The sequence below is a fragment of the Mesorhizobium sp. M1342 genome (assembly GCF_040317955.1).
Classification (GTDB): Bacteria; Pseudomonadota; Alphaproteobacteria; order Rhizobiales; family Rhizobiaceae; genus Mesorhizobium.
In genome coordinates, this window is the sequence record NZ_JAMYLI010000046.1 from 13703 (window position 1) to 37303 (window position 23601).

Consider the following 23601-nt stretch of genomic DNA (forward strand, 5'->3'; position numbering starts at 1 on the left):
TCCAAACGGATCTCGGAAGCCCTGACTTGGGTGCACAGACCCATCCGCCGATGTGCGTGACGCCCAAACTCAATCGTGTTGCGGGCGCAGGCCGAAGGTTGCGGGCTTGAGGCCGTAGCGCATGTCGAAATCGTCGTCCGATGGCGCGCGTGCGGCGGGTGGCTTGCGGTAGTCGGGATCGCCGGCCTGGCGGCCTGAATCGACGACCTCGGCGAAGGCCATCGCCTGCTGCGTTGATTTCGGCACGTTGCGCAGTCGTTCCACGATCGCCACCAGATCGACATCGTCGCCGGCTTTCGACGAGGCGGCCTCTTCGCGCTTGGCGGTGCCAGGAAGCAGGTGGCTCGGCAGTTTTTCGAACTTCAGCCGCATGGTCGTCGCCACGCCTTCGCCAAAGGCGATGGCTTCGCGCTGGCCCATGGAGGACAGGAAGGCAAGCGTCGAGGCGGAAGAATCGGCAATCGCCGAGCGGATGATCGCCTGGTCCTGCTCATTGGCAAGCCGCATGGCGAAAAAAGTCGAGCATTGCGACAGGATGGTCGGGTCGAGCTCGCCAGGGCGCTGGGTGACGACGCCGAGATAGCAGCCATATTTGCGGCCTTCCTTGGCGATGCGCGACAGCGCGTGCCTTGTCGGCGCGAAGCCGAGGCGCGGGTCGGCCGGCATATAGCGGTGCGCTTCTTCGCACAAAAACAGAAGCTGCAGCTTGCCCTCGCTCCACAGAGCGAGGTCGAAGGCCAGGCGCGCCAGCACCGAGCAGACCGAATTGACCACTTCCGACGGCATGCCGGCCATTTCGAAGCAGGTTACCGGGCGGCCATGATGCGGCACGCGGAAGATGTTGCCGATCGTCTCGTGGATGGTGTCCTCGATCAGGCGCGAGTTGAACATGAAGCGATAACGTGGATCGGCCGCCGCCGATTCGATGCGCGTCTTCAGCGATTTGAGCGTCGGGCGATCGGTCTTGCTTTCGAGCATGCCCATGCGCTCATCGATCTGCTTGAGCAGGTCGGCGATGCGGTAAGGCACCGGCGTATCGGCGGTCAGCGCATCGCTGCCGCGCCTGATATAGGAGCCCGAATTCGGGTTGCGGTAGAGATTCTTGGCGGCCGGAATGAGGTCGCGCAAGGCGTCGATTTCTTCCGGCTCGGTCTCGCGGCCCCGGAACAGCACCTCGGCGAATTCCTCCAGCGTGAACATCCAGAACGGAAGATCCAGGGTTTTGGAATCGACCCTGACGCAGTATTCGGGCAGCGATGCAGCGAACTCGTTGTGCGGGTCGAGGATCAGGATGCGCAGATCCGGCCGTGCCGCGATCGACTTGCGTAGCAGCAGCGAGACGGCGGTGGATTTGCCGACGCCGGTGGTGCCGACAATGGCGAAGTGACGCGCCAGCGTATCGTCGATGGCGATGTTGGCGGCGATCGTCTCGTCCTGCGCGAGCGTGCCGATCGTGATCGAATGACGCCCCGCGAGGTCATAGACCGCCTGCAGGTCGCGGGTGCGGATGCGATGCGCAACGGCGCCGATATGCGGATAGGTGGTGATGCCGCGGTCGAAGACCGGTTTGGCGCCGGGCTCTGCTCCGTCACGGACTTCGCCGATCAGCTCGATGCTGACCTCGATGGCGTTCTGGCCCTCATTGCTCCACGCGCGGTCCGACTTGCCGATTGCGTAGACCAGGCCGACGGTTCGCGTCGATCCGAGATTGATGGAAATCATCTTGCCGACCGTCCACAGGCCGGTCACCGCGCCGTCGGCGTCGTTCGCGTAGGCGCTGATGGTGGCGCGCGCGCCATCGCATTGCACGACATTGCCGAGGATGCGCTTGTCGTTCTGCTCTGCGTCGCGGCGCTCCTGCGATGTCGGTTCTCCAACGGAGGCTTCGCGTTCGACATACATGGACAGGCCAATCCCCATTTCCCCTGGAGCATCGATGCTACCCGAATGGGGTTAAGGCCCGATGAGGTCGGATGGTGTAGAGAGCATTAAGGGGCTCGTGGAAATTGTAGCAAGGCGGCTCTTCTCCGGCGTCTATTTTTCGCTATAATAGACATATGGATGATATAGCGAACGACATTTCCTCGACGATCGGCCGCAGGATACACGCCGAAAGGATCGTGCGCGACTGGTCCCTGGCCGAACTCGCGGAGCGTTCCGGCGTCTCGAAGGCGATGCTCAGCACGATCGAGCGGGGCAAGACCAGCCCGACGGCGGCGCTTCTGGTGCGCATCGCGTCGGCCTTCGGCATGACGCTGTCGACCTTGATCGCGCGCGCGGAATTGCAGGGCGGCGGGCTGTTGCGCGAAGCCGACCAGCCGGTGTGGCGCGATCCCGACACCGGCTATGTCAGGCGGCATCTTTCGCCGGCTGGCGATATGCCGCTGGAACTGATCAAGGTGCATCTGCCGGCGGGCGCCAAGGTCAGTTTTCCGGCCGCTTCATACGCCTTCATCAAGCAGCAGATATGGCTGATCTCCGGGCGGCTCGAATTCATCGAAGGTGAGACAGTGCACAAGCTTGTATCAGGCGACTGCCTGGCGCTTGGGGCGCCGTCGGACTGCACCTTCCATGCCCTGGAGCCCGGCGCCGACTATCTCGTCGCGCTGGTCAGGGGCTGACACAATGGCAAGAAGACCAAAGCGCTCCCATAATGGGGGGCCGCCTCTCGATGAGTACAACGGCCCGCCATGGGGCAAGGGCGATCCCTACATCTTTCTTGCCTGGCAGGCAGCGTACGCCAAGGCGTGGAAGGCGCCGAGCCACGAGGTGATGCTGCTGCGCATGGACAGAGCCGAGCGGCTTGGCCTGACCTATGAGGAGTACACGCTCGAGATCCTCGAGCGCGGGCGGCATCTCGGGCACGAAGACGCCGACCGCATCAGCGCCATCAAGGCGGCGCGTAAGCGACGCCGCGCGCGCCATCTGGAGTGACAGCAATGCGCCCGCTTCTATCGCAATCACAGGATATCCTGCACATGAACTCGATCGAGATCGCAACCCTGAACCCGGCTGCCGAGACGCAGGACATGCTGGCCGAATTGCTGGTCGCAACGGTGGCGGCCGGCGGTTCGGTCAGCTTCATGCATCCGTTGGCGCCGCAGGCGGCAAGGGCGTTCTGGGAAAAATCGCTGGCCGCGGCGGCAAGGGGCGAAAGATCGGTGCTTGGCGCCTGGGATGGCAAAAACCTGGTCGGCACCGTGACCTTGCTGCTCGATTGTCCGCCCAACCAGCCGCACCGGGCCGAGATCGCCAAGCTGATGACATCAGTCGATTACCGGGGCAGGGGTGTGGGAACGCGCCTGATGCGGGCCGCCGAGAGCCTTGCCATCGAGAGGGGCCGCACGCTGCTGGTTCTGGACACGGCGACCGAGGAGGGCGCCTCAGGCCTCTATGAGCGGCTGGGCTTCACGCTGGCCGGTGAGATACCGGACTATGCCCTGAAGCCGCATGGCGGGCTGACCGGCACGCTGATTTACTGGAAGCGGATCGGGCCAATCTCGTAACCGGTCATGCCGGCGCGGAGAGGCGTGACAGCAGCCACTGGCGAAAATCCTGTTCGGCACCGGTCAGGCGTGCTGTCGACGCCTTGGTCAGGAAATGCCCCGATGTGCTGGAAAGTTCATAGTCGGAAAGCCTGACCAGCGTCTTGCTGTCGAGCGCCGCATCGACCAGCGGCCGCGAGCCCAAAAGCACGCCGGCGCCGGCGCTCGCCGCCTCCATGGCGGTGACGAAACTGTCGAAGCGGTGCGATCGTCTGGGATGGCCAGCCAGTCCAGCGGCGGCGAACCATTCCGCCCACATTTCGCGCGCGCCGGCGACCAGAAGCAGCGGCAGGGAGGTCCAGTCGGGGTTGCCGGCGAGCACTGGCGCCGCCACCGGCACGAGCCGCTCTGCGGTCAGCCTGTCGGCTTCACGGCCGGGAAAGGATCTGTTGCCAAAACGGATGTCGAGCACCGAGCCCGGCAGGTCGTAGTCAGCAGGGCGATGGATCGTCACCAGATCGAGCTGGATGCGCGGCAGCGCCTTCGCCAGATCGGGCAGCGCCGGGGCGAGCATCAGCAAGGCAAAGGAGATTGGCGCGCGGATCGAGACGGTCTGGATGGCGCGCGGCTCGAACAGTTCCGCGGTGCTGTTGCCGATGGTGGCGAAGGCCGACTGGATGTGGGGCAGGTAAGCCGCACCCTCTGGCGACAGCGCGACGCCGCGCGCCAGCCGCGAAAACAGGCGCGTCTTCAGCCATTCCTCGAGAAGCCGGATGTGCTGGCTGACGGCGGCCTGGGTAAGGCCGAGCTCGGCTCCCGCCGCGGTGAAATTCGACAGCCGCGCCGCCGCCTCGAAACTGCGCAGCCAGTCCAGAGGCGGCACCGGTGTATTTGTACGAGCCATTAGTATTCTGCGGTCATTGGCTAAAAAATGATAATTTGAGTTATGTCTGTCGCGCGATCAACATGCAATCGAAACCCTGCGGATCAGGCTGCGGGGGACGCAATGGACAGGAACGGATCTCCATGCTCACCCAGGCGCGGATCGGCGACGAAGGCAGAACAATCGACCTTGGCTGGCAGGACGGGTCGCGCAGCCGTTTTCACGCCATGTGGCTGCGCGACAATGCGCTGGACGACAAGACGCGCAGCGCCGGCAATGGTCAACGGCTCATCACCATTCTCGACATTCCCGCCGACACCAGGATCGGCGCCGCGTCGATCAAAGGCGGCGCCCTGGAAGTCAGCTTCGTGCCCGAGCAGAAGACGGTCAGCTTTCCCGCGGCATGGCTGAGCGCCAATGCCTATGATCGTGACGCAGGCCGCCAGCCCGGCTGGACAGGCGAGGCCACCGTGCGATGGACCAAGGCCTCGATGCAGAATTCGGTGCCGCGCGCCGGCTATGTTGCGGCCAGCCGCGATCGCGCTGTGCTGGGGCAATGGCTGTCGGCGGTGAAAACCTGTGGCTTCGCGGTGATGGACGATCTGCCGACCGAATCCGGGGCACTGTGCAAAGTGTCCGATCTTTTCGGCTACATCAGGGAAACCAATTACGGGCGCTGGTTCGAAGTGCGCGCCGAGGTCAATCCGAACAATCTCGCCTACACGAATCTCGGCCTCCAGGCGCACACCGACAATCCCTATCGCGACCCTGTGCCGACGCTGCAGATCCTGTCCTGCATCGAGAATACGGTTGAGGGCGGCGAGTCCAGTGTCGTCGATGGGTTTGCAGTCGCGGCTGCGCTGCAGGCTGAGAACCCGGAAGGCTTCCGGCTGCTGAGCTCATGCCCGGCGCGCTTCGAGTATGCCGGCTCTTCCGGCGTGCGGCTGCAGGCGAAGCGGCCGATGATCGAGCTCGGGCCCGATGGCGAGCTGATTTGCATCCGCTTCAACAACCGCTCGCTGGCGCCGACGGTCGACGTGCCGTTCAGCGATATGGAAGCGTACTACGCCGCCTATCGCCGGTTTGCGGAACTGATCGAGGATCCATCCTTCGAGGTGACGTTCAAGCTCGAAGCGGGGCAAGCGTTCATCGTCGACAACACCCGCGTCATGCATGCCCGCAAGGCGTTTTCCGGTACCGGTAAGCGCTGGCTGCAGGGTTGCTACGCAGACAAGGACGGTCTGCTGTCGACGCTCGCGGCAATCGAGCACGGGTTCAAGGAGGCCGCGGAATGAGCGGCCAGGATTTGAACGCGGACACCATCGTCGAGTTCATCGCCGACATCTTCGAGCGCCGGGGCGCCGAATCCTATCTCGGCGAACCCGTCACCATGTCGGAGCACATGCTGCAGGGTGCCTGGTTCGCTGAAAAGGACGGCGCGCCGGACGAACTGGTGGCGGCGGCGCTGCTGCACGACATCGGCCATTACACCAGCGAGTTCGGCACCTATTCGCCCGAGGATGTCGAGGACAAGCATCATGACGAGGCCGGCGGCGAGGTGCTGGCGCCGTTCTTTCCACCTGTCATCGTCGAATGCGTCAGGCTGCATGTCGCCGCCAAGCGCTATCTCTGCGCCACCGACCCGACCTATTTCGGCAGGCTTTCGCAGGCCTCGGTGCACACGCTGTCGCTGCAGGGCGGGCCGATGAATGCCGAGGAGGTCGCCGAGTTCCGCAAGAACCCCTTCCATGAGGAAGCGGTCCGGGTCCGCATCTGGGACGAGAGCGGCAAGATCGCCAACATGAAGACACGGACATTTCGCGATTACGTGCCGCTGCTGCAGCGGGTGGTGACGCAGTTCGCGGCGGGCAAGCCGGCGTAAATTCCCCAGGGAAGGAGGCAGGGTGCAAGCCGTGCCTCCTTTCTTCCGGCTTCACCGGAATGGCGCTCGCCTACCCCTTGTGGTGCACCTGCTGCAGGCCGTAGACCGGCGTCGCGATGCCTTCATGCCGCGCCTTCAATTGCAGCGACAGGAACTGCGAATAGTGGCGTGACTGGTGCAGATTGCCGCCGTGGAACCATAGCGCCTCCTGTTGCGTCGGCTTCCACATGTTGCGCAACTCGCCTTCCCACGGGCCGGGGTCCTTGGTGGTGTTCGAGCCGAGGCCCCAGCATTTGCCAACGTTGTCGGCGGTTTCACGGGATATCAGATCGGCGGCCCAGCCGTTCATCGAGCCGTAGCCGGTGGCGTAGACGATGAGGTCCGCAGGCAATTCCGACCCGTCGCTGAGCAGAACCGAGTGCTGCTTGATCTCTTCGACGTCGACGCCGCTCTTCAGCTTGATCGAACCATTGATGATCAGCTGCGAGGCGCCAACATCGATGTAATAGCCGGAGCCGCGCCTGAGGTACTTCATGAACAGGCCGGATTCGTCGTCGCCCCAGTCGAGCATGAAACCGGCCTTCTCCAGCCCCTTGTAGAATGTCGCGTCGCGTTTCTTCATTTCGGCATAGGCCGGGATCTGGAACTCGTGCAGGATTTTGTAGGGCAGCGAAGCGAAGATGAGATCGGCCTTGGCGGTGGTGATGCCATTCTGCAGCGCCTGCTCCGAATAGAGCGAACCCAGTCCGATTTCCATCAACGTGTCGGACCTGGAGATATGGGTACTCGAGCGCTGCACCATGGTGACGTCCGCGCCGGCTTCCCAAAGTGCCGCTGCGATGTCATGGGCGGAATTGTTGGATCCGATGACAACGGCCTTTTTGCCGGCATAGGCGTCGGGACCCGGATGCTTCGACGAGTGGTGCTGGTCGCCCTTGAAGGTCTCCATGCCCTTGAATTTCGGCAGATTGGCCTTGCCGGACTGTCCGGTTGCCAGCACCAACTGCTTGGGCTTCAGCGTGATGTCCTTGCCGTCGCGGTGGACGACAACGGTCCATTCCTTTTTCTTGTCGTCATAGGAAGCGCTTTTGGCCTCGGTCGAGGACCAGTAATTCAGCTCCATCACCTTGGTATACATTTCCAGCCAGTCGCCGATCTTGTCCTTGGGCGAGAAAACCGGCCAGTTCTTCGGGAAATCGATATAGGGCAGATGGTCGTACCAGACCGGGTCATGCAGGCAGAGCGACTTGTAGCGCTTGCGCCAGCTGTCGCCGGCCCGCTCGTTCTTCTCGATGATGATGGTCGGCACGCCAAGCTGCCGCAGCCGCGCGCCGAGCGCGATACCGCCCTGGCCACCACCGATGATCACCGTATAGGGCTGCGTCTTGAAGCCGAGCTCGGCGGTTTCCCTCTCGCGTTCTTCTTTCCATGTCGGACGGTTCTTGCCCGAGCCGTGCCTGGCGCCCATCGGCCGCGCAAAGCCTGCCGGCTCCTCGTGGCCTTTCAGTTCGGCCATGGTGGTCAGCAGCGTCCAGATCTTGCCGTCCTTCAGCCTGACATGGCCGAAGCCGCGTGCCACCTCCGTCTCGAAGCTGATCCAGCCTTCGATCAACCCGTCGCTCTCCGTCGCGTCCTCGCCCTTGGCGATGGCGAAGTGTGACGGCCTGGTCTTCGACAATTGGCTTTTCAGCATGTCGCGGACCTGGTCGCGGCCTTCCATGGTCTTGATGTTCCAGGTGAAGGTGACGAGGTCGCGCCAGTAGCAATCCTCTTGAAAGCAATCGACCGCTTTCTCGATGTCATTGGCGGCAAGCGCGGCGCCGAATCGATCGAGCAGGTCGGACAGTTTCTTGCTAGGGGCCGTGTTCTTGCTAGAGGGCTTGTCGAGCATCAGGTTTCCTCCCGTGAAATCCAGATCGTCATGGTGGTGGCTCCGCCGGGCTCGCCGCCGGACGATCAAGTATCGTCAGAGATGGCGGCCCTCGTCACGCCCCACCATAGTTTCCAGCGATTTCAATGGTCTATCCTATAAGTGAGATCGCCGGACAGTTTCGGAATCGCTCGGGCGCCGGAAACGAACGTTCCATTTGTGAATGCCGCGCCGGTCGCGCAAAATTGATGGTCAAATGCCGCAATGCGGTCACCGAGGCCGATGACAACCGATCGGTGAGAAGCCGGGAAGCGGTGGCGGGCAACAGGACGGTTCCCGGGATTTTCTGGATGCGGAACTCTGGAGCCCGTTATGATCATCGTACCTTTTATCCAAGCGTCTTCATGTCGCTCCCTTGGCCGGCGTGGACGCGCAGCGGCAATGGCCGCGGTCATGGCCTTGAGCGCGACCCTGACCGGCCCGCTGGTGCTGCCCGGAACGCAGGCGCATGCGGCGGAAATTGCCGTTACCGTCCGCGAAAGGCTTTCGAACTATGGCGGATGGCGAACCTCCAGCCGCTTCGGCGATGTCTGGGTTCCCTCGGTCCGTACCGAATGGCGACCCTACACCGAAGGCAGGTGGGTCTGGACCGACGATGGCTGGTACTGGCAGTCCACCGAGCCATTTGGCGATGTCGTCTATCACTATGGCCGCTGGGCCTATGATCCCGATTTTGGCTGGGTGTGGATCGCCGGCGATCAATGGGCGCCAGCCTGGGTGGTCTGGCGCCAGGGCGGCAATGATGTCGGCTGGGCGCCGGCACCACCCGACGTAGATGTCGCCTTCGCCGATTCCTGGTGGTGTTTCGTGCCGGTGGCGGCGATCGGCGCGGTCGATCTGGTCAGAGTGGTACGGCCTGCCACTGAGAACGTCGGCATCGTGCGCAACACGACGATCATCAACCAGACGGTCCTGGTCAACAAGGCGCCGCACGTGCGGCTTGGCAATCAGGTGGTTGCAATCAATGCCGGACCCCGGCTGCAGCAACTCCCGAAGCCCGTCATCGAGTCGATCAAGGCGGCAAAATTGGTTCCTCCGCGCAAAGGCGTGTTTGCCAGTGCACGGCTCGATGCTTCCAGGGGCGCCGAGATCAAGAGACTTGCCGGCAATACAAAGGGGAACGGGCAAATCGTGGCGGGCTCCAAGACTGCGATCGGCGGCAAGGCCATTTCCCCCGGCGCGGTGGCTGCCAGCAATCCGGCCGTCGTGAAGCCTGGCGACGCCGTGAGCAAGCGGATGGTCGCCGGCAACGGCGCGAAGGCCGATGCGCTCAAGCTGCATGTCGACAGGACCGCGGGCGACGGACGCATCGTTGTCAAATCGTCGCCCAAACCGGTTTCGCCCAAGCCGGTTTCGGGGCAGCGTCTTGCACTCGGTGGCGGGCAACAAAAGCCGCATCAGCAAGCGTTGGCAATGCACATGCCCCAGCACCATGGCCCGGCAAGGGTGGCACCCCACCATCCGCCAGAGAAGATGGAGGCCAGGAAGGCGTCCAAATGCGATCCACGCGTTTCCCGCTGCAAGGCGCCGGGCTGACACCGCAGTCGCGCCTGTACGCTGTGCGCGCCGGCGCGATTTTTCCCGTTGACAGGCTGCCTTGCCCGCCCTTAGTGTCCGCCACCATGAAAACGGCACTCATTCTCGTAGGAAAGCGCGTGGGCAAGGCGGTGTAACCGCCGGGCAAAAACCCCCCATGCGCAAGACACAGGCTCCCTCGGGGGCCTTTTTTATTGCCTGAAACACGACTAAACGACCAGCAAACGCCCAATGGCGACAGTACGGGACCAGACCGATGAGCAACGGACAGAACGAGCGGCGCGAGATGACAGGTGCCGAAATGGTGGTGCAGGCGCTGAAGGACAATGGCGTCAAGCATGTCTTCGGCTATCCCGGCGGCGCTGTCCTTCCGATCTATGACGAGATCTTCCAGCAGGACGATGTCGAGCACATACTGGTGCGCCACGAGCAGGGCGCCGGCCATGCAGCCGAAGGCTATGCGCGCTCGACCGGCAAGGCCGGCGTCATGCTGGTGACCTCCGGTCCCGGCGCCACCAATGCCGTGACGCCGCTGCAGGACGCGCTGATGGATTCGATCCCGCTGGTCTGCCTGACGGGGCAGGTGCCGACCTCGCTGATCGGCTCCGACGCTTTTCAGGAATGCGATACGGTTGGCATTACCCGCCCCTGCACCAAGCACAACTGGCTGGTGAAGGACGTGAACGAGCTCGCTGCGACCATCCACGAGGCTTTCCATGTCGCGACCACCGGCCGCCCCGGTCCGGTCGTCGTCGATATCCCGAAGGACGTGCAGTTCGCCAGGGGATTCTACGTCCCGCCGCAGATCGCGCCGCGCACCAGCTACCAGCCAAAGGTCCAGGGCGACCTGGAAAAGATCAAGGCGGCGGTCGAGCTGATGGCCGGTGCCAAGAAGCCGATCATCTACAGCGGCGGCGGCGTCATCAATTCCGGCCCGGAAGCGAGCCATCTGCTGCGCGAACTGGTCGATCTCACCGGTTTCCCGATCACCTCGACGCTGATGGGCCTCGGCGCCTATCCAGCATCGGGCAAGAACTGGATGGGCATGCTCGGCATGCACGGCACCTATGAAGCCAACATGGCCATGCATGACTGCGACGTGATGATCTGCATCGGCGCGCGTTTCGATGACCGCATCACCGGGCGGCTGACCGCCTTCTCGCCGAACTCGAAGAAGATCCACATCGACATCGATCCGTCGTCGATCAACAAGAACGTCCACACCGAGGTCCCGATCATCGGCGATGTCGGCCGGGTGCTGGAGGATATGGTGCGTTTGTGGCGTGCGAGCGCCAAGGCCGACAAGAAGGCGCTCTACCCCTGGTGGGAGCAGATCGCCAAATGGCGTGCGCGCGACTCGCTCGCCTACAAGATGAACAACGACGTGATCATGCCGCAATACGCCATCGAGCGGCTCTACGAACTGACCAAGGGTCTGGACACCTACATCACCACCGAGGTCGGCCAGCACCAGATGTGGGCGGCGCAGCACTATCATTTCGAGAAGCCGAACCGCTGGATGACGTCGGGAGGGCTGGGCACGATGGGTTACGGCCTGCCGGCGGCACTCGGCGTGCAGATCGCGCATCCAGGCGCGCTGGTAATCGACATTGCCGGCGACGCCTCCGTGCAGATGACGATGCAGGAGATGAGCGCGGCCGTGCAGCACGACGCGCCGATCAAGATCTTTATCTTGAACAACCAGTATATGGGCATGGTGCGGCAGTGGCAGCAGTTGCTGCACGGCAACCGGCTGTCGCATTCCTACACCGAGGCGATGCCGGACTTCGTCAAGCTGGCCGAGGCCTATGGCGGCCACGGCATTCGCTGCGAGAAGCCGGACGAGCTGGACGACGCGATCAAGGAGATGATCTCGGTCAGGAAGCCGGTGCTGTTCGACTGCCGCGTGGCGACGCTCGCCAACTGCTTCCCGATGATTCCGTCGGGCAAGGCGCACAATGAGATGCTGTTGCCCGACGAGGCGACCGACGAGGCGGTGGCCAATGCCATCGACGCCAAGGGCAGGGAACTGGTGTAGCCGGCAGAACCAAGGCAGGGCTGTCGCGAGAAAGCCCCGCGCAAACAGAGAATTAGCTCAAGAGCTTGAAAAACGAGATTCATGTCATGAACGCACAGCTACAACCGACCGGCTCCGCCTATTTCATCGCCAAGGAGACGGAAAAGCCGGAAAACCACACGCTTTCCGTGCTGGTCGACAACGAGCCGGGCGTGCTTGCCAGGGTCATCGGCCTGTTTTCCGGGCGTGGCTACAACATCGAGAGCCTGACCGTCTCCGAGACCGAGCATGAAAAACACCTGTCGCGCATCACCATCGTGACGCGCGGCACGCCGCATGTGCTGGAGCAGATCAAGCACCAGCTCGAGCGCATCGTGCCGGTTCACCGCGTCGTCGACCTGACCGTGCGTTCGCATGAATCCGGCCAGGAGCGGCCGCTGGAGCGCGAACTGGCGCTGGTCAAAGTCGCGGGCACCGGCGAGGCCCGCGTCGAGGCGTTGCGGCTGGCCGATGCGTTCCGCGCCAGCGTCATCGACGCCAACACCGAGCATTTCATCTTCGAGATCACCGGCAAAGGCTCCAAGATCGACCAGTTCATCGCCATCATGAAACCGCTCGGCCTGGTCGAAATCTGCCGCACCGGCGTGGCAGCGTTGAACCGCGGCCCGCAGGCGATGTAGGACTTCGGCGGGGCTGGCGTCGAACGCGTCAGCCAGTTTCCATGGTGAGGCCGTCCGTACCTTTGCGGGGTCGCCGAGAAGAGACAAGATGCTGACTTGTCAGGGAAGATATCCATGTCGCTCGACGCATTCCTTGCCCTGCTTGTCTACGCCTTCGTGACGTCGATCACGCCGGGGCCAAACAATCTCATGCTTCTGGCATCGGGCGTGAATTTCGGCCTCGTCAGAACCGTTCCGCACATGCTGGGCATCAGCATGGGTTTCCTCGTGCTGCTGCTTGCCGTCGGTCTTGGCCTCGGCGCTGTGTTGACGGCGTTTCCGGCGCTGCATACCGCGCTCAAGATCGCCGGCGGCGCCTATCTTTTGTACCTCGCCTGGAAGATCGCCATGTCGCGCACGCTGACCGGCAAGGGCGAGACGAAAGCGCGGCCCATGCGCTTCATCGAGGCAGCCGCATTCCAGTGGGTCAATCCCAAGGCGTGGGTGATGGCGATCACCGCCATGGCCGTCTATGCCAATGCCGAGCACCCGTTCCTGTCGGTGGTGTTGATCGCCGTGGCTTTCACCATCGTCAATTTGCCGAGCGTCTCGGTGTGGGCTGGGTTCGGCACCGCACTGCGCGGTTTCCTGTCGGACCCGGTGCGGCTGAAATGGTTCAACATCGCCATGGGCGTGCTGCTGGCGGCGACGCTTTGGCCGATGCTGAGGTAGGCCCGGGGCGCATCATCTGATCTTTAAGGGACAGGATCCGGAGTCTCGGGCGTACCGCCCAGATCGGGATTGAGCCCGTGTTGCACATCCGTTGTGCAGTGCACATTAAATCTTCGTAATGCCGCCTTTTGGCCCTTTTCCGACAAAGGCGTGTCCTATCTATTCGGCGAAATCGCGGCAACGGGCCGCGTTGGAATAGAACCATCGGACCACGACGTGTCGGGTGGAGAGGGCCTTTGACCATGCGTGGAAAAGTCGTTCTTTCGTTGCTGGCCGTCGCCTGCCTGGGTGCGGCCGGGTGGCTTTATCTCTCGCCTGATGCGCTGGGCAGGGTCCAGCAGGTTATCGGCGCAAAGCAGGTTGCCGCGCCGGACAAACAGGCCACGGCTTCGGACAAGAAGGCCGACAATGCCGGGCGCTCGGCCTCGATCCTCTCGGCCGTCGCCTCGACAGCCGATTTCCCGATCCGGCGCTACGCGATCGGCTTCGTCTCCTCTCCAGCCGTCGTCAACATCAATGCGCGCGTGTCCAGCCAGATCGTCTCCATCGATGTCAAGGACGGGCAGATGGTCAGGGTCGGCGACGTTCTGTTTTCGCTCGATGACCGGGCGCTGAAGGCGCAGCTTGCCAAGGATCAGGCGGCGCTCGCCAAGGATCAGGCGATGCTCGCCAGCTCGCAGTCGGATCTTCAGCGCGCGAAGGATCTGGTCGCCAAGCAGGCCGGCACGCAGCAGACCTACGACCAGGCCGTCGCCGCGCAGAAGGCTGCCGCAGCGACTGTCGATGCCGACAAGGCGACAATCGACGCCGACAATGTCCAGCTTGGCTTCGCCACGATCACGGCGCCGATTTCCGGCAGGCTGGGCGCTGTCAGCGTCGCCGTCGGCGATCTCGTCACCGTCAGCAATGGCAACAGCAGCACGGCCACTCCGCTGGTGACCATCACCCAGATGGACCCGCTGCAGGTCAACTTCAATCTTCCCGAGAGCAATCTGGCCCTGCTGCACAAGGCGCTCGCCAACCCGCAGCAGGGCGCGGTGACGCTGACCAAGGATGGCGACCCGACGCCGATCGGCAAGGGTACGCTCGATTTCGTCGACTCCAGCGTCGACACCGCGTCGGGCACGATTGCCACGCGGGCAAGCATTCCCAATGCCGATCTTTCGCTATGGCCCGGCCAGTATGTGAATGTCGTGCTCGACGCCGGCATCATGCCGCAGATGACATCGGTTCCCACGGTCGCGGTGCAGCCAAGCCAGAAGGGGCCGTTCGTCTATGTGGTCAAGCCGGACAACACGGTCGAGATGCGCCCGGTGCAGGTGGCGCTGACCGAAGGCGACAACAGCGCCATCAGCCAGGGGCTGAAAAGCGGTGAGAAGGTTGTCACCGAAGGTCAGACAAGGCTGAAGGACGGCGCCGCCGTGCATGAAGGCAAGGCCACGGCGAGTGCAGCCGCGCCCAAGGTGGCCGAGGCGACCAACGCCGGCGAGGCGGCCCAATGATCTCCGAATTCTGCATACGCCGACCCGTCGCCACCCTTCTGATGTCGTTCGCCCTCGTGCTGGGCGGGCTGTTCGCCTACAAGTTCCTCCCGGTGGCCGCACTGCCCAGCGCCGAATTCCCGGTGGTCAATGTCTCGGCTTCGCTGCCCGGCGCCTCGCCGGAAACCATGGCGACATCGGTGGCGACGCCGCTGATCAAGCAGTTTGCCACCATCGCCGGCATCGATTCGATCTCGACCACGAACTCGCTTGGCCAGACCTCGATCGCCATCCAGTTCGTGCTCAACCGCGACATCGATGCGGCGGCGGCCGATGTGCAGGCGGCGATCGCGCGCACGCAGAAATCATTGCCGCCGCAGATGACGGCGCCGCCGAGCTATCGCAAGGTCAATCCGGCCGACGCGCCGATCCTTTTGATGTCGCTGGTCAGCGACACGGTTCCGCTGACCGATCTCGATGCTTTCGCGGAAAATGTCATCTCGCCGTCGCTGTCGACCATCGACGGCGTGGCGCAGGTCTCGATCTTCGGCCAACAGAAATACGCGGTGCGCATCCAGATCGACCCGACCGCGCTTGCCGCGCGCGGCATCTCGATCGATCAGCTGCAGGCGGCGGTCGCCTCGGCCAACAGCAACACGCCGCTGGGCGTGCTGCAGAACGACAAGCAGCAGCTCACCATCACCGCCAACACGCAGCTGACCGACGCCGCCGGTTTCTCCAACATCATCATCGCCACCAAGGACGGCCATCCGGTACGGCTGGGCGAGGTGACCCGCGTGGTCGATTCGGTGCAGACCACCACCACCGCAAGTTGGTACGATGGCACCCGCGCGATAATCATGGCGGTGCAACGCCAGCCCGACGCCAACACTGTCGACGTCGTCGACAAGGTCAAGGCGATGCTGCCGTCCTTCAAGGACCAGATGCCGGCCGCCGCCGACATCAAGCTGCTTAACGACCGCTCCAGTTCGATCCGGCAGGCGGTCAGCGACGTGCAGTTCACGCTGTTGCTCACCATTGCCCTGGTGATCATGGTGATCTTCGTGTTCCTGCGCCGGGTAACGGCGACGATCATTCCGGCCGTGGCTGTGCCGATCTCGCTGATTGCCACGCTCGGCGCGATGTTCCTGTTCGGCTTTTCCATCGACAACATATCGCTGATGGGCCTGACGCTGGCGGTCGGCCTCGTCGTCGACGACGCCATCGTGATGCTTGAAAACATCTTCCGCCATATGGAGGAGGACGGGCTGTCGGCCTTCGACGCCTCGCTGAAGGGCGCGCGCGAAATCGGCTTCACCATCATCTCGATCTCGATCTCGCTGGTGGCGGTGTTCATCCCCGTGCTGCTGATGGGTGGCGTCATCGGGCGCATCTTCAACGAGTTCGCCGTCGTGGTGACGGTCGCCATCCTGGCGTCGATGTTCGTGTCGCTGACGCTGACGCCGATGCTGTGCTCGCGGCTGCTGTCGGTGACCAAAGCCGACCGTGACAAGCATGGCCCCGGTCATAAGCAGGACCTCGTCACCCGCGGCTACGACAGGGTCTTGAGCTTCTGCCTGCGCCACACCTTCCTGGTGTTCCTCGTCTTCGTCGGCACCGCGGCAGCGTCGGTGTGGCTGATCCAGACTTCGCCGAAGGGTTTCTTCCCGCAGGAGGACATCGGCCAGATATCGGTGACCACCATCGCACGTCAGGACATCTCTTTCGATGCCATGTCCAGGCTGCAAGGACAGGTCGCCAGTGTCTTCTCGCATTCGCCCTATGTCGACCATGTGGCGTGGTCGGCGGGCAGCGGCAACAATGCGCTCAATCAGGGGCAGCTTTTCGTCCAGCTCAAGGGCAAGGACCAGCGCCCCGATATCGAGAAGGTGCTTTCGGATCTGCGCAAGCAACTGGCCGGCGTGGCGGGCATCGAGACCTACATGCAGCCGGTGCAGAATTTGAGGCTGGGCTCGCGGTCGTCGGCAAGCGCCTACCAGCTCGTGGTTCAGGGCCTTGATACCGGCCTGACCGATATTTGGGCGCAGAAACTGAACGACGCGATGGCTGCCGACCATGCGAACTTCACCGACGTCACCAGCGACCTGCAGAACAATGCGTTGCAGGCGACGCTGGTGGTGGATCGCGACAAGGCCGCCCAGCTCGGTATCGACACCGACACGTTGCGCTCCGCCCTCTATGGCGGGTTCGGCACCGACCAGGTTTCGACAATCTTCGGTTCGGCCGACAGCTACGAAGTTATCACCGAGCTCGATCCCAAGATCGAGTGGTCGCCCGAGCGGATGCTGGCCATCCAGATGAGAACGGCGAGCGGCAGTCTTGTTCCGCTCGGCGCCTTCGCCCGGGTCGATCGCACGGCCGGCGCCCTGACTGTCAACCAGCTCGGCCAGCTTCCAGCCGTGACCATCTCCTACAATCTGCCGCAGGGCGTGGCGCTGGGCGACAGCGTGACGCGCATCAATGCGCTGAAGGAGCAGATCGGCATGCCGACGGTGATCTCGACCACCTTCGCCGGCACGGCCAAGACCTTCCAGGATTCTCTTGCCAACCAGGGTTTTCTGGTCGGCGGCGCAATCCTGACCATCTACATCGTGCTCGGCATACTCTACGAGAGCTTCATCCACCCGCTGACGATCCTCACCGGCCTGCCGTCGGCCGTGCTAGGAGCGGTCGTTGCGCTGCGCTTCGCCGGCATGGATCTGTCTGTCATCGCGGTGATCGGCATCCTGATGCTGATCGGCATCGTCAAGAAGAACGGCATCATGATGGTCGACGTCGCGCTCGAACTGCGACGAGAAGGCATGTCGGCGACCGAGTCGATCCACAAGGCGTGCCTGATGCGGTTCAGGCCGATCATGATGACGACGCTGGCGGCACTGATGGGCACCATCCCGATCGCGCTCGGCACCGGCGCCAGCGCCGAGCTGCGCCAGCCGCTGGGCGTTGCCGTTGTCGGCGGCCTGCTTGCCTCGCAGGCGCTGACGCTGTTCGTGACGCCGGTGATCTATGTCTACATGGAGAATTTCTCGGGCTGGCTGGTCGGGCTTTGGTCAAGTCGCAAGGGCGAGCCGAGCCCGGTCGAAGATGTCGACCAGCTCTCGCTGTTCAAACCAAGGGAAGACATGCTGCCCGAACCGCAGCGGGCGGCGGCCGAATGATGTGACAGGGCCAGCGCCATGTGCCGTTGGCCCAAGCCGTTGCGCTTGCGGCGGCATCGCTGGAAACGTAGTTTGCGGCCATGTCACACGATCATGGCCACGACAACGAACTCGATCCGTTTACCGCCCGCGTCCGCGCGCTGGAAACCATCCTCACCCAAAAGGGGCTGATCGATCCGGCGGCGATCGACGTCATCGTCGATACCTACGAGACGAAAATCGGACCGCGCAACGGCGCCAGGGTGGTGGCGAAGGCCTGGAGCGATCCCGCCTATGCCGAATGGCTGAAACGCGATGCGACGGCGGCGATCGAATCGCTGAGCTACACCGGCCGTCAGGGCGAGCACATGCAGGCGGTGTTCAACACCGAGGAGACGCACAATCTCGTCGTCTGCACGCTGTGCTCCTGCTATCCGTGGTCGGTGCTCGGCCTGCCGCCGGTCTGGTACAAGGCGCCGCCCTATCGTTCGCGTGCCGTCATCGATCCGCGCGGCGTGCTGGAGGAGTTCGGGCTGACGCTGCCGGCGGACAAGAAAATCCGCGTCTGGGATTCCACTGCCGAGCTGCGCTATCTCGTCGTGCCGATGCGGCCCGAAAATACCGAAGGCTGGAGCGAGGAGCGGCTGGCGGAACTGGTCAGCCGTGATGCGATGATCGGGACCGGCTTGGCCCAAAGACCTGAAATAGAGGGGCAGCCGGCATGAACGGGCCGCAGGATCTCGGCGGACAAATGGGGTTCGGTCCCGTCGCGCCCGAACAGGACGAGCCGTATTTTCATGCCGCATGGGAGAGGCGGGCGCTCGGCGTGACGCTGACTGCCGGCGCCATGGGAGCCTGGAACATCGACGAGAGCCGGCATGCGCGGGAATCACTGCATCCGGCCGACTATTATGCCTCCAGCTACTACGAGATCTGGATCAAGGCGCTGGAGGTGCTGCTCAAGCGCCATGGGTTTGTCAGCGAGCGCGATTTGGCTGAGGGCCGAGCGATTGATCCGGCTGCGACACCGAAAAGGGTGCTGAAGGCGGAAAACGTGCCTGCCGTGCTGGCCAAGGGCGGGCCTTGCGACCGGCCGGTGGCACAGCCGGCGCGGTTCAAGGCCGGCGATCCTGTGCGGACCAAGAACTTCAACCCGACCGGCCACACGCGGCTGCCGCGCTACGCACGCGGCAAGCAGGGTAGAATCGAGGCCGTGCGCGATGGCTTCGTGTTCCCCGACAGCAACGCGCATGGACACGGCGAAAATCCGCAATGGGTCTACACCGTGGTTTTCGAAGGGCCGGAAATCTGGGGCGAGGGCGCCGACCCGATGCTTGTTGTGTCGATCGACGCCTGGGAGAGCTATCTTGAGCCGGCGTGATGGCTTCGTTGGCGATTTGCCTCCGGGCGTCGATGCCCCTGTTTTCGCCGAACCATGGCAGGCCGAGGCGTTCGCCATGACGGTGGCGTTGCACGACAAGGGCCTGTTTTCGTGGAGCGAGTGGGCGCAGGCACTGTCGGAAGAAGTGAAGAGACCGGGCGCCGCAGCGGACGGCCATGATTATTACGAACATTGGCTGGCGGCGCTGGAAAGCCTGCTTGCCACCAAAGGGCTGGCCGCGAAGTCGGATGTCGACGCTATGGCTGAAGCCTGGGAGCGCGCCGCGCATGCCACGCCGCACGGCAAGCCGATCCTGCTAGAAAACGATCCCCAGCCGATTCGATAAGGTGTGGGATGAGCTTGTATGTTCCCTTTACGTTCTTGTCTGTGCCTGATAGCCTGACCCGTCGGCGGCATTGAAGCGTCCCGGCGCATCGATGATGGTGGCAACCGATCTTGTCTTTCCCCTGCGAATCCGGTCTGTCGCACTGATGGAATTCTCTCCCCAACAGGACGACGCGCTGCAGGCGGTCGCCCAATGGCTGAAGACCGGCCAGCCGCAGCTGTTCCGGCTGTTCGGCTATGCCGGCACCGGCAAGACGACCTTGGCGCGGTATTTCGCCGAACATGTCGACGGCCAGGTGCAGTTCGCCGCCTTTACCGGCAAGGCGGCGCAGGTGCTGCGCTCCAAGGGTGCAGTCAATGCGCGCACCATCCATTCGCTGATCTATCGGCCGAAGGGCGAGGAATCGGTATCGGACGAGGTCACCGGCAAGACGTCGATGTCGCCGACCTTCTCGCTCAACCGCCAGAGCCCGATTACGCGGGCGAAACTGGTCGTCATCGACGAATGCTCGATGGTCGACGAGCAGCTCGGCCGCGACCTGATGAGTTTCGGCACGCCGATCCTGGTGCTGGGCGACCCCGGCCAGCTGCCGCCGATCTCGGGCGGCGGCTTCTTCACCGACCACGAGCCGGATTTTTTGCTGACCGAAATCCACCGGCAGGCGCGCGACAACCCGATCCTGCGGCTGGCGCTCGATGTGCGCGAGGGCCGTGAATTCATGCGTGGCGACTATGGCACGGCGCAGGTGATCGGCAAGGAAGACGTCACCCAGGAGCTGGTGCTGAAGGCGGACCAGGTGCTGGTCGGCACCAACCGCACGCGTCGCCGCTACAATCAGCGGCTGCGCGAGCTCAAGGGCTTCAACGCCGATTATCCGCAAGCCGGCGACAAGCTGGTCTGCCTGCGCAACGATCCGGCCAAGGGCCTGCTCAATGGCTCGCTGTGGAAGGTGATGACCTCGTCGCGCGAGACGGTGAAGCCCGGCATCAACCTTCTGGTGTCGCCGGAAGAGGACGATCCGGATCGTGGCGTCGCCAAGATCAAGCTGCTCAAGGCGGCGTTCGAGGATCCCGATGCCGATATCCCCTGGCAGCAGAAGAAGCGCTTCGACGATTTCGACTATGGCTACGCGCTGACCGTGCACAAGGCGCAGGGCTCGCAGTGGAACGAGATTGTGCTGTTCGATGAAAGCTGGGCCTTCAAGGAAACCCGCCAGCGCTGGCTCTACACCGCCATCACGCGGGCGGCCGAACGGCTGACGATCGTCAGGTAGGGGCTCCGGATGCTGTTGCCCCGATAGGCTGTGCGGCAAGCCATTGCCAGGCGGCAGCCTCGTCCTCCGCCCTGAAATGCCTGATTTCGATGGGCGGTGAGGACGGCAGAAAGCGTTGTGCGTCCGCTATCCAGTCCGGTTCGCCGATGGTTGCGCAACGGCCGACATGTTCCAATGCATGAATGGCACCCTGCTTCAGGGTCTCGTCCGCGATGTCGGCCCAGTCGACGCCATCGTGGTCGACGAGGCGCACCAGCACATCGATGCGCGGGTGCAGGGCATAGGCTGCCTCCAGCAGCCCGAAAAGATTTTCACCGTCGGCCGCGGAAACGTGCCCGACGACATCGATGGCGAAAAGGTCGTCGCGGCTGGTCTCGATACGGCGGATTGCCGGAACCTCATCGAGAAAATTCATCGGTGCGTCCTTTCCCGGGTTCGCTCATCAGGCTTGGAACACGCGAAACCCCCAGTCTGTTCCCACCAAAGGCATTACTGTTCCCGTCAAAGGCATTATAGGTGGGCGCGTTGAATGATTTCCGAGGCCACCCGCATGCCTGCAAAGCTCTCCGTCAACCTCAATGCCATCGCCATGCTGCGCAACCGGCGCGACCTGCCGTGGCCAAGCGTGACCGGCCTCGGCCGCATTGCGCTGGCGGCCGGAGCGCATGGGCTGACGGTGCATCCACGCCCCGACGAGCGGCACACAAGACACTCCGATCTGCCTGAGATTCGGTCGCTGATCGACGACGAGTTTCCGCGCGCGGAATTCAACATCGAGGGCTATCCGACCGAGGATTTCCTGGTGCTTGTGGAAAAGCACCAGCCCGAACAGGTGACTTTGGTGCCGGACGATCCGGCCCAGGCGACATCGGACCATGGCTGGAACTTCGCCACCCGGGCCGCGTTCCTCACACCGATCGTCAAGCGTCTGAAAAAGGGGGGCTTTCGCGTGTCGCTGTTTTCCGATCCGGACCCCGATTGGGTGGCGGCCGCCCGCGATGTCGGCGCCGACCGTATCGAACTCTATACGGGTCCATATGGTAGCTATCACACAGATTCCGCCAAAGCGGCCAAGGAGCTGGAAAGACTGGGAAAAACCGCCGACGCCGCGCTTGCTGCCGGGCTTCAGGTCAATGCCGGGCACGATCTGGTGGTCAGCAATCTGCCCGCACTTGCCAAGCGCATTCCGGCATTGGCCGAAGTGTCGATCGGACATGGGTTGACAGCCGACGCGTTGGAGTATGGCATGGCCGGCACGGTGGGTCGGTTCCTCAAGGCCTGCGGATGGTAGCGATGGCAGCCTCGCGTGGCAGGCATGGCAGCCATTACGCGACGGCACTTGATATTGCATTGCAGCAAGCGTAGAGCACCGCGCGCTTATCGGAGTGTCGTCCATGGCCCTTACCAATACTGGTAGTGAGGCAGAACCCGTCGAACAATCGAGCCATTCGGAAGTCGAGCAGCACAGCACCAAGGTTCTGATGCTGGGCGCGCTCGGTGTCGTCTATGGGGATATCGGCACCAGCCCGATCTACGCCTTTCGCGAGGCGCTGGTGGCGTCGTCGGGCGGACAAGTCGCCCAGCGCGGCGATATTCTGGGCGTTTTGTCGCTGATCATCTGGTCGCTGACGATCATCGTCACCATCAAATACATCATGTTCGTGCTGCGGGCGAACAACCGCGGCGAGGGCGGCGTGCTGTCGCTGATGGCGCTGGCGCGCGGCAGTTTCCCCAAGCGCTCGGCGCTGATGCTCGGCATCGGCATTGTCGGGGCATCGCTTTTCTTCGGTGATGCCGTCATCACGCCGGCGATATCGGTGCTGTCGGCGGTTGAGGGCATGAATGTCGTCACGCCGACCTTCCAGCCCTATGTCGTGCCGCTGACATTGGTCATCCTTGCCATGGTGTTTGCGGTGCAACGTTTCGGCACGGGGGGTGTGGGGCTGGTCTTCGGTCCCGTGACGGCGGTGTGGTTCCTGGCGATCGGCCTTTCCGGCCTCAACCACATCATCGCCGATCCGGAAATCCTGTGGGCGATCAGCCCGCACTACATCGTCGCGTTTCTGATCAATTCGCCCGACGTCGCTTTCGTGACCATCGGCGCCATCTTCCTCGCCGTCACCGGTGCGGAAGCACTCTATGCCGATCTCGGGCATTTCGGCCGCAAGCCGATCGTGCTCGCCTGGCTGTGGGTCGTGTTCCCGTGCCTGCTGCTGAACTATGCCGGGCAGGGTGCCTTCGTGCTGGCCAAGAACGGCGTCGTCGGCCATCCTTTCTTTGAGATGAACGAAGGCTGGACGCTGATCCCGATGGTCGTGCTGGCGACCGCCGCGACGGTCATCGCCAGCCAGGCGGTGATCTCGGGCGCCTTCTCGCTGACCAGGCAGGCGGTGCAGCTCAACATGCTGCCGCGCCTTGAAATCCTGCACACCTCGGAGAAACAGTCCGGCCAGATCTACATGCCGCGCGTCAACCTGCTGCTGGCGCTGGTGGTGATGATGCTGGTCGTCGGCTTCGGCGAATCCAGCAGGCTGGCGTCGGCATACGGCATCTCGGTGACCGGCAACATGCTGGTGACCACAGTGCTCTTGTTTGTGGTCATGACGCGGATTTGGAAATGGCGGCTGTGTGTGGCGGTCGCCATGACGGCGCTGTTCGGCTTCATCGACGTCGGCTTTTTTGCCTCCAACATCGTCAAAGTGTTCGAGGGCGGCTGGGCCTCGCTGGCCGTGGCCTTCACCATCGTGCTGGCCATGTGGACCTGGGTGCGCGGCAGCCGCTATCTGTTCGACAAGACCCGCCGCAACGAAATCCCGCTCGATTTCCTCGCCGGCAATC

The 23601-nt window shown here is 63.2% G+C and carries 21 protein-coding genes; 17 read left to right on the top strand and 4 right to left on the bottom strand.

Going from position 1 to position 23601, the window contains the following annotated elements; genetic code table 11:
• Positions 1-69: 69 nt before the first annotated feature.
• The gene (locus NKH06_RS30525) at positions 70-1902 is read right to left on the bottom strand and encodes an ATP-binding protein (RefSeq protein WP_352612373.1); all 1833 of its coding nucleotides are present in this window, start codon (positions 1900-1902) and stop codon (positions 70-72) included.
• A gap of 155 nt (positions 1903-2057) precedes the next feature.
• Here NKH06_RS30525 and NKH06_RS30530 point away from each other — a divergent pair, with 155 nt between their 5' ends.
• The 3 genes from NKH06_RS30530 to NKH06_RS30540 are packed head-to-tail and all read left to right on the top strand — an operon-like array spanning position 2058 to position 3506.
• Positions 2058-2621: a helix-turn-helix domain-containing protein gene (locus NKH06_RS30530; protein WP_023813064.1), complete on the top strand. Its 564-nt coding sequence runs from the start codon at positions 2058-2060 to the stop codon at positions 2619-2621.
• Positions 2622-2625: 4 nt separating this feature from the next.
• Positions 2626-2934: a hypothetical protein gene (locus NKH06_RS30535; RefSeq protein ID WP_023813063.1), complete on the top strand. Its 309-nt coding sequence runs from the start codon at positions 2626-2628 to the stop codon at positions 2932-2934.
• A 44-nt stretch (positions 2935-2978) separates the two neighbouring features.
• Entirely contained in the window at positions 2979-3506 is a 528-nt protein-coding gene (locus NKH06_RS30540) for a GNAT family N-acetyltransferase (protein ID WP_023813062.1), read from the top strand.
• Positions 3507-3510: 4 nt separating this feature from the next.
• On the opposite strand, the gene NKH06_RS30545 is transcribed toward NKH06_RS30540, so the two are convergent.
• Positions 3511-4389, bottom strand: coding sequence for a LysR family transcriptional regulator (locus NKH06_RS30545; protein WP_352894982.1), 879 nt, complete (start codon positions 4387-4389; stop codon positions 3511-3513).
• A 122-nt stretch (positions 4390-4511) separates the two neighbouring features.
• On the opposite strand from NKH06_RS30545, the gene tmpA reads away from it, so the two are divergent.
• Both tmpA and tmpB read left to right on the top strand, forming a co-directional pair.
• The gene (tmpA, locus tag NKH06_RS30550; protein WP_023813060.1) at positions 4512-5663 is read left to right on the top strand and encodes a 2-trimethylaminoethylphosphonate dioxygenase; all 1152 of its coding nucleotides are present in this window, start codon (positions 4512-4514) and stop codon (positions 5661-5663) included.
• Entirely contained in the window at positions 5660-6250 is a 591-nt protein-coding gene (tmpB, locus tag NKH06_RS30555) for a (R)-1-hydroxy-2-trimethylaminoethylphosphonate oxygenase (protein WP_128305786.1), read from the top strand. Before tmpA ends, tmpB begins: the two co-directional genes overlap by 4 nt.
• A gap of 70 nt (positions 6251-6320) precedes the next feature.
• Here the strand turns inward: tmpB and NKH06_RS30560 are convergent, their stop codons facing one another.
• Entirely contained in the window at positions 6321-8141 is a 1821-nt protein-coding gene (locus NKH06_RS30560) for an NAD(P)/FAD-dependent oxidoreductase (RefSeq protein WP_128305787.1), read from the bottom strand.
• Positions 8142-8561: 420 nt separating this feature from the next.
• Between NKH06_RS30560 and NKH06_RS30565 the strand changes: the two genes are divergently transcribed.
• From NKH06_RS30565 to NKH06_RS30610, 10 genes are all read left to right on the top strand, one after another.
• Positions 8562-9716 carry a DUF6600 domain-containing protein gene (locus tag NKH06_RS30565; protein ID WP_352442862.1) on the top strand — a complete coding sequence of 385 codons (1155 nt, stop codon included), beginning with the start codon at positions 8562-8564 and terminating at the stop codon, positions 9714-9716.
• A gap of 256 nt (positions 9717-9972) precedes the next feature.
• Entirely contained in the window at positions 9973-11754 is a 1782-nt protein-coding gene (locus NKH06_RS30570; protein WP_081734942.1) for an acetolactate synthase 3 large subunit, read from the top strand.
• Positions 11755-11840: 86 nt separating this feature from the next.
• The gene (gene ilvN / locus NKH06_RS30575) at positions 11841-12413 is read left to right on the top strand and encodes an acetolactate synthase small subunit (RefSeq protein ID WP_023757090.1); all 573 of its coding nucleotides are present in this window, start codon (positions 11841-11843) and stop codon (positions 12411-12413) included.
• A 114-nt stretch (positions 12414-12527) separates the two neighbouring features.
• Entirely contained in the window at positions 12528-13124 is a 597-nt protein-coding gene (locus NKH06_RS30580) for a LysE family translocator (protein ID WP_127293144.1), read from the top strand.
• Between the two features lie 242 nt (positions 13125-13366).
• Positions 13367-14626 carry an efflux RND transporter periplasmic adaptor subunit gene (locus NKH06_RS30585; RefSeq protein ID WP_352442882.1) on the top strand — a complete coding sequence of 420 codons (1260 nt, stop codon included), beginning with the start codon at positions 13367-13369 and terminating at the stop codon, positions 14624-14626.
• Entirely contained in the window at positions 14623-17784 is a 3162-nt protein-coding gene (locus NKH06_RS30590) for an efflux RND transporter permease subunit (RefSeq protein ID WP_352442861.1), read from the top strand. Before NKH06_RS30585 ends, NKH06_RS30590 begins: the two co-directional genes overlap by 4 nt.
• 80 nt (positions 17785-17864) lie before the next feature.
• Complete coding sequence (gene nthA / locus NKH06_RS30595) at positions 17865-18488, top strand: nitrile hydratase subunit alpha (RefSeq protein ID WP_352442860.1); 624 nt, start codon at positions 17865-17867, stop codon at positions 18486-18488.
• Positions 18485-19144 (top strand): nitrile hydratase subunit beta, encoded by a 660-nt coding sequence (gene nthB, locus NKH06_RS30600; protein ID WP_352442859.1) that lies wholly within the window; start codon positions 18485-18487, stop codon positions 19142-19144. The genes nthA and nthB overlap by 4 nt, the downstream gene beginning before the upstream one ends.
• On the top strand, positions 19131-19490 hold the full coding sequence (locus tag NKH06_RS30605; RefSeq protein WP_352442858.1) for a nitrile hydratase accessory protein: 360 nt from the start codon (positions 19131-19133) through the stop codon (positions 19488-19490). Before nthB ends, NKH06_RS30605 begins: the two co-directional genes overlap by 14 nt.
• Before the next feature lie 145 nt (positions 19491-19635).
• Complete coding sequence (locus NKH06_RS30610; RefSeq protein WP_352442881.1) at positions 19636-20763, top strand: ATP-dependent DNA helicase; 1128 nt, start codon at positions 19636-19638, stop codon at positions 20761-20763.
• Here the strand turns inward: NKH06_RS30610 and NKH06_RS30615 are convergent.
• Positions 20756-21178 carry a SpoIIAA family protein gene (locus tag NKH06_RS30615; RefSeq protein ID WP_352442857.1) on the bottom strand — a complete coding sequence of 141 codons (423 nt, stop codon included), beginning with the start codon at positions 21176-21178 and terminating at the stop codon, positions 20756-20758. The genes NKH06_RS30610 and NKH06_RS30615 overlap by 8 nt on opposite strands.
• A 135-nt stretch (positions 21179-21313) precedes the next feature.
• On the opposite strand from NKH06_RS30615, the gene NKH06_RS30620 reads away from it, so the two are divergent.
• The gene (locus NKH06_RS30620; protein ID WP_023813048.1) at positions 21314-22054 is read left to right on the top strand and encodes a pyridoxine 5'-phosphate synthase; all 741 of its coding nucleotides are present in this window, start codon (positions 21314-21316) and stop codon (positions 22052-22054) included.
• 103 nt (positions 22055-22157) lie between these two features.
• Positions 22158-23601: potassium transporter Kup (locus tag NKH06_RS30625; RefSeq protein ID WP_352894987.1), on the top strand; the 1444-nt coding region annotated here is incomplete at its 3' end.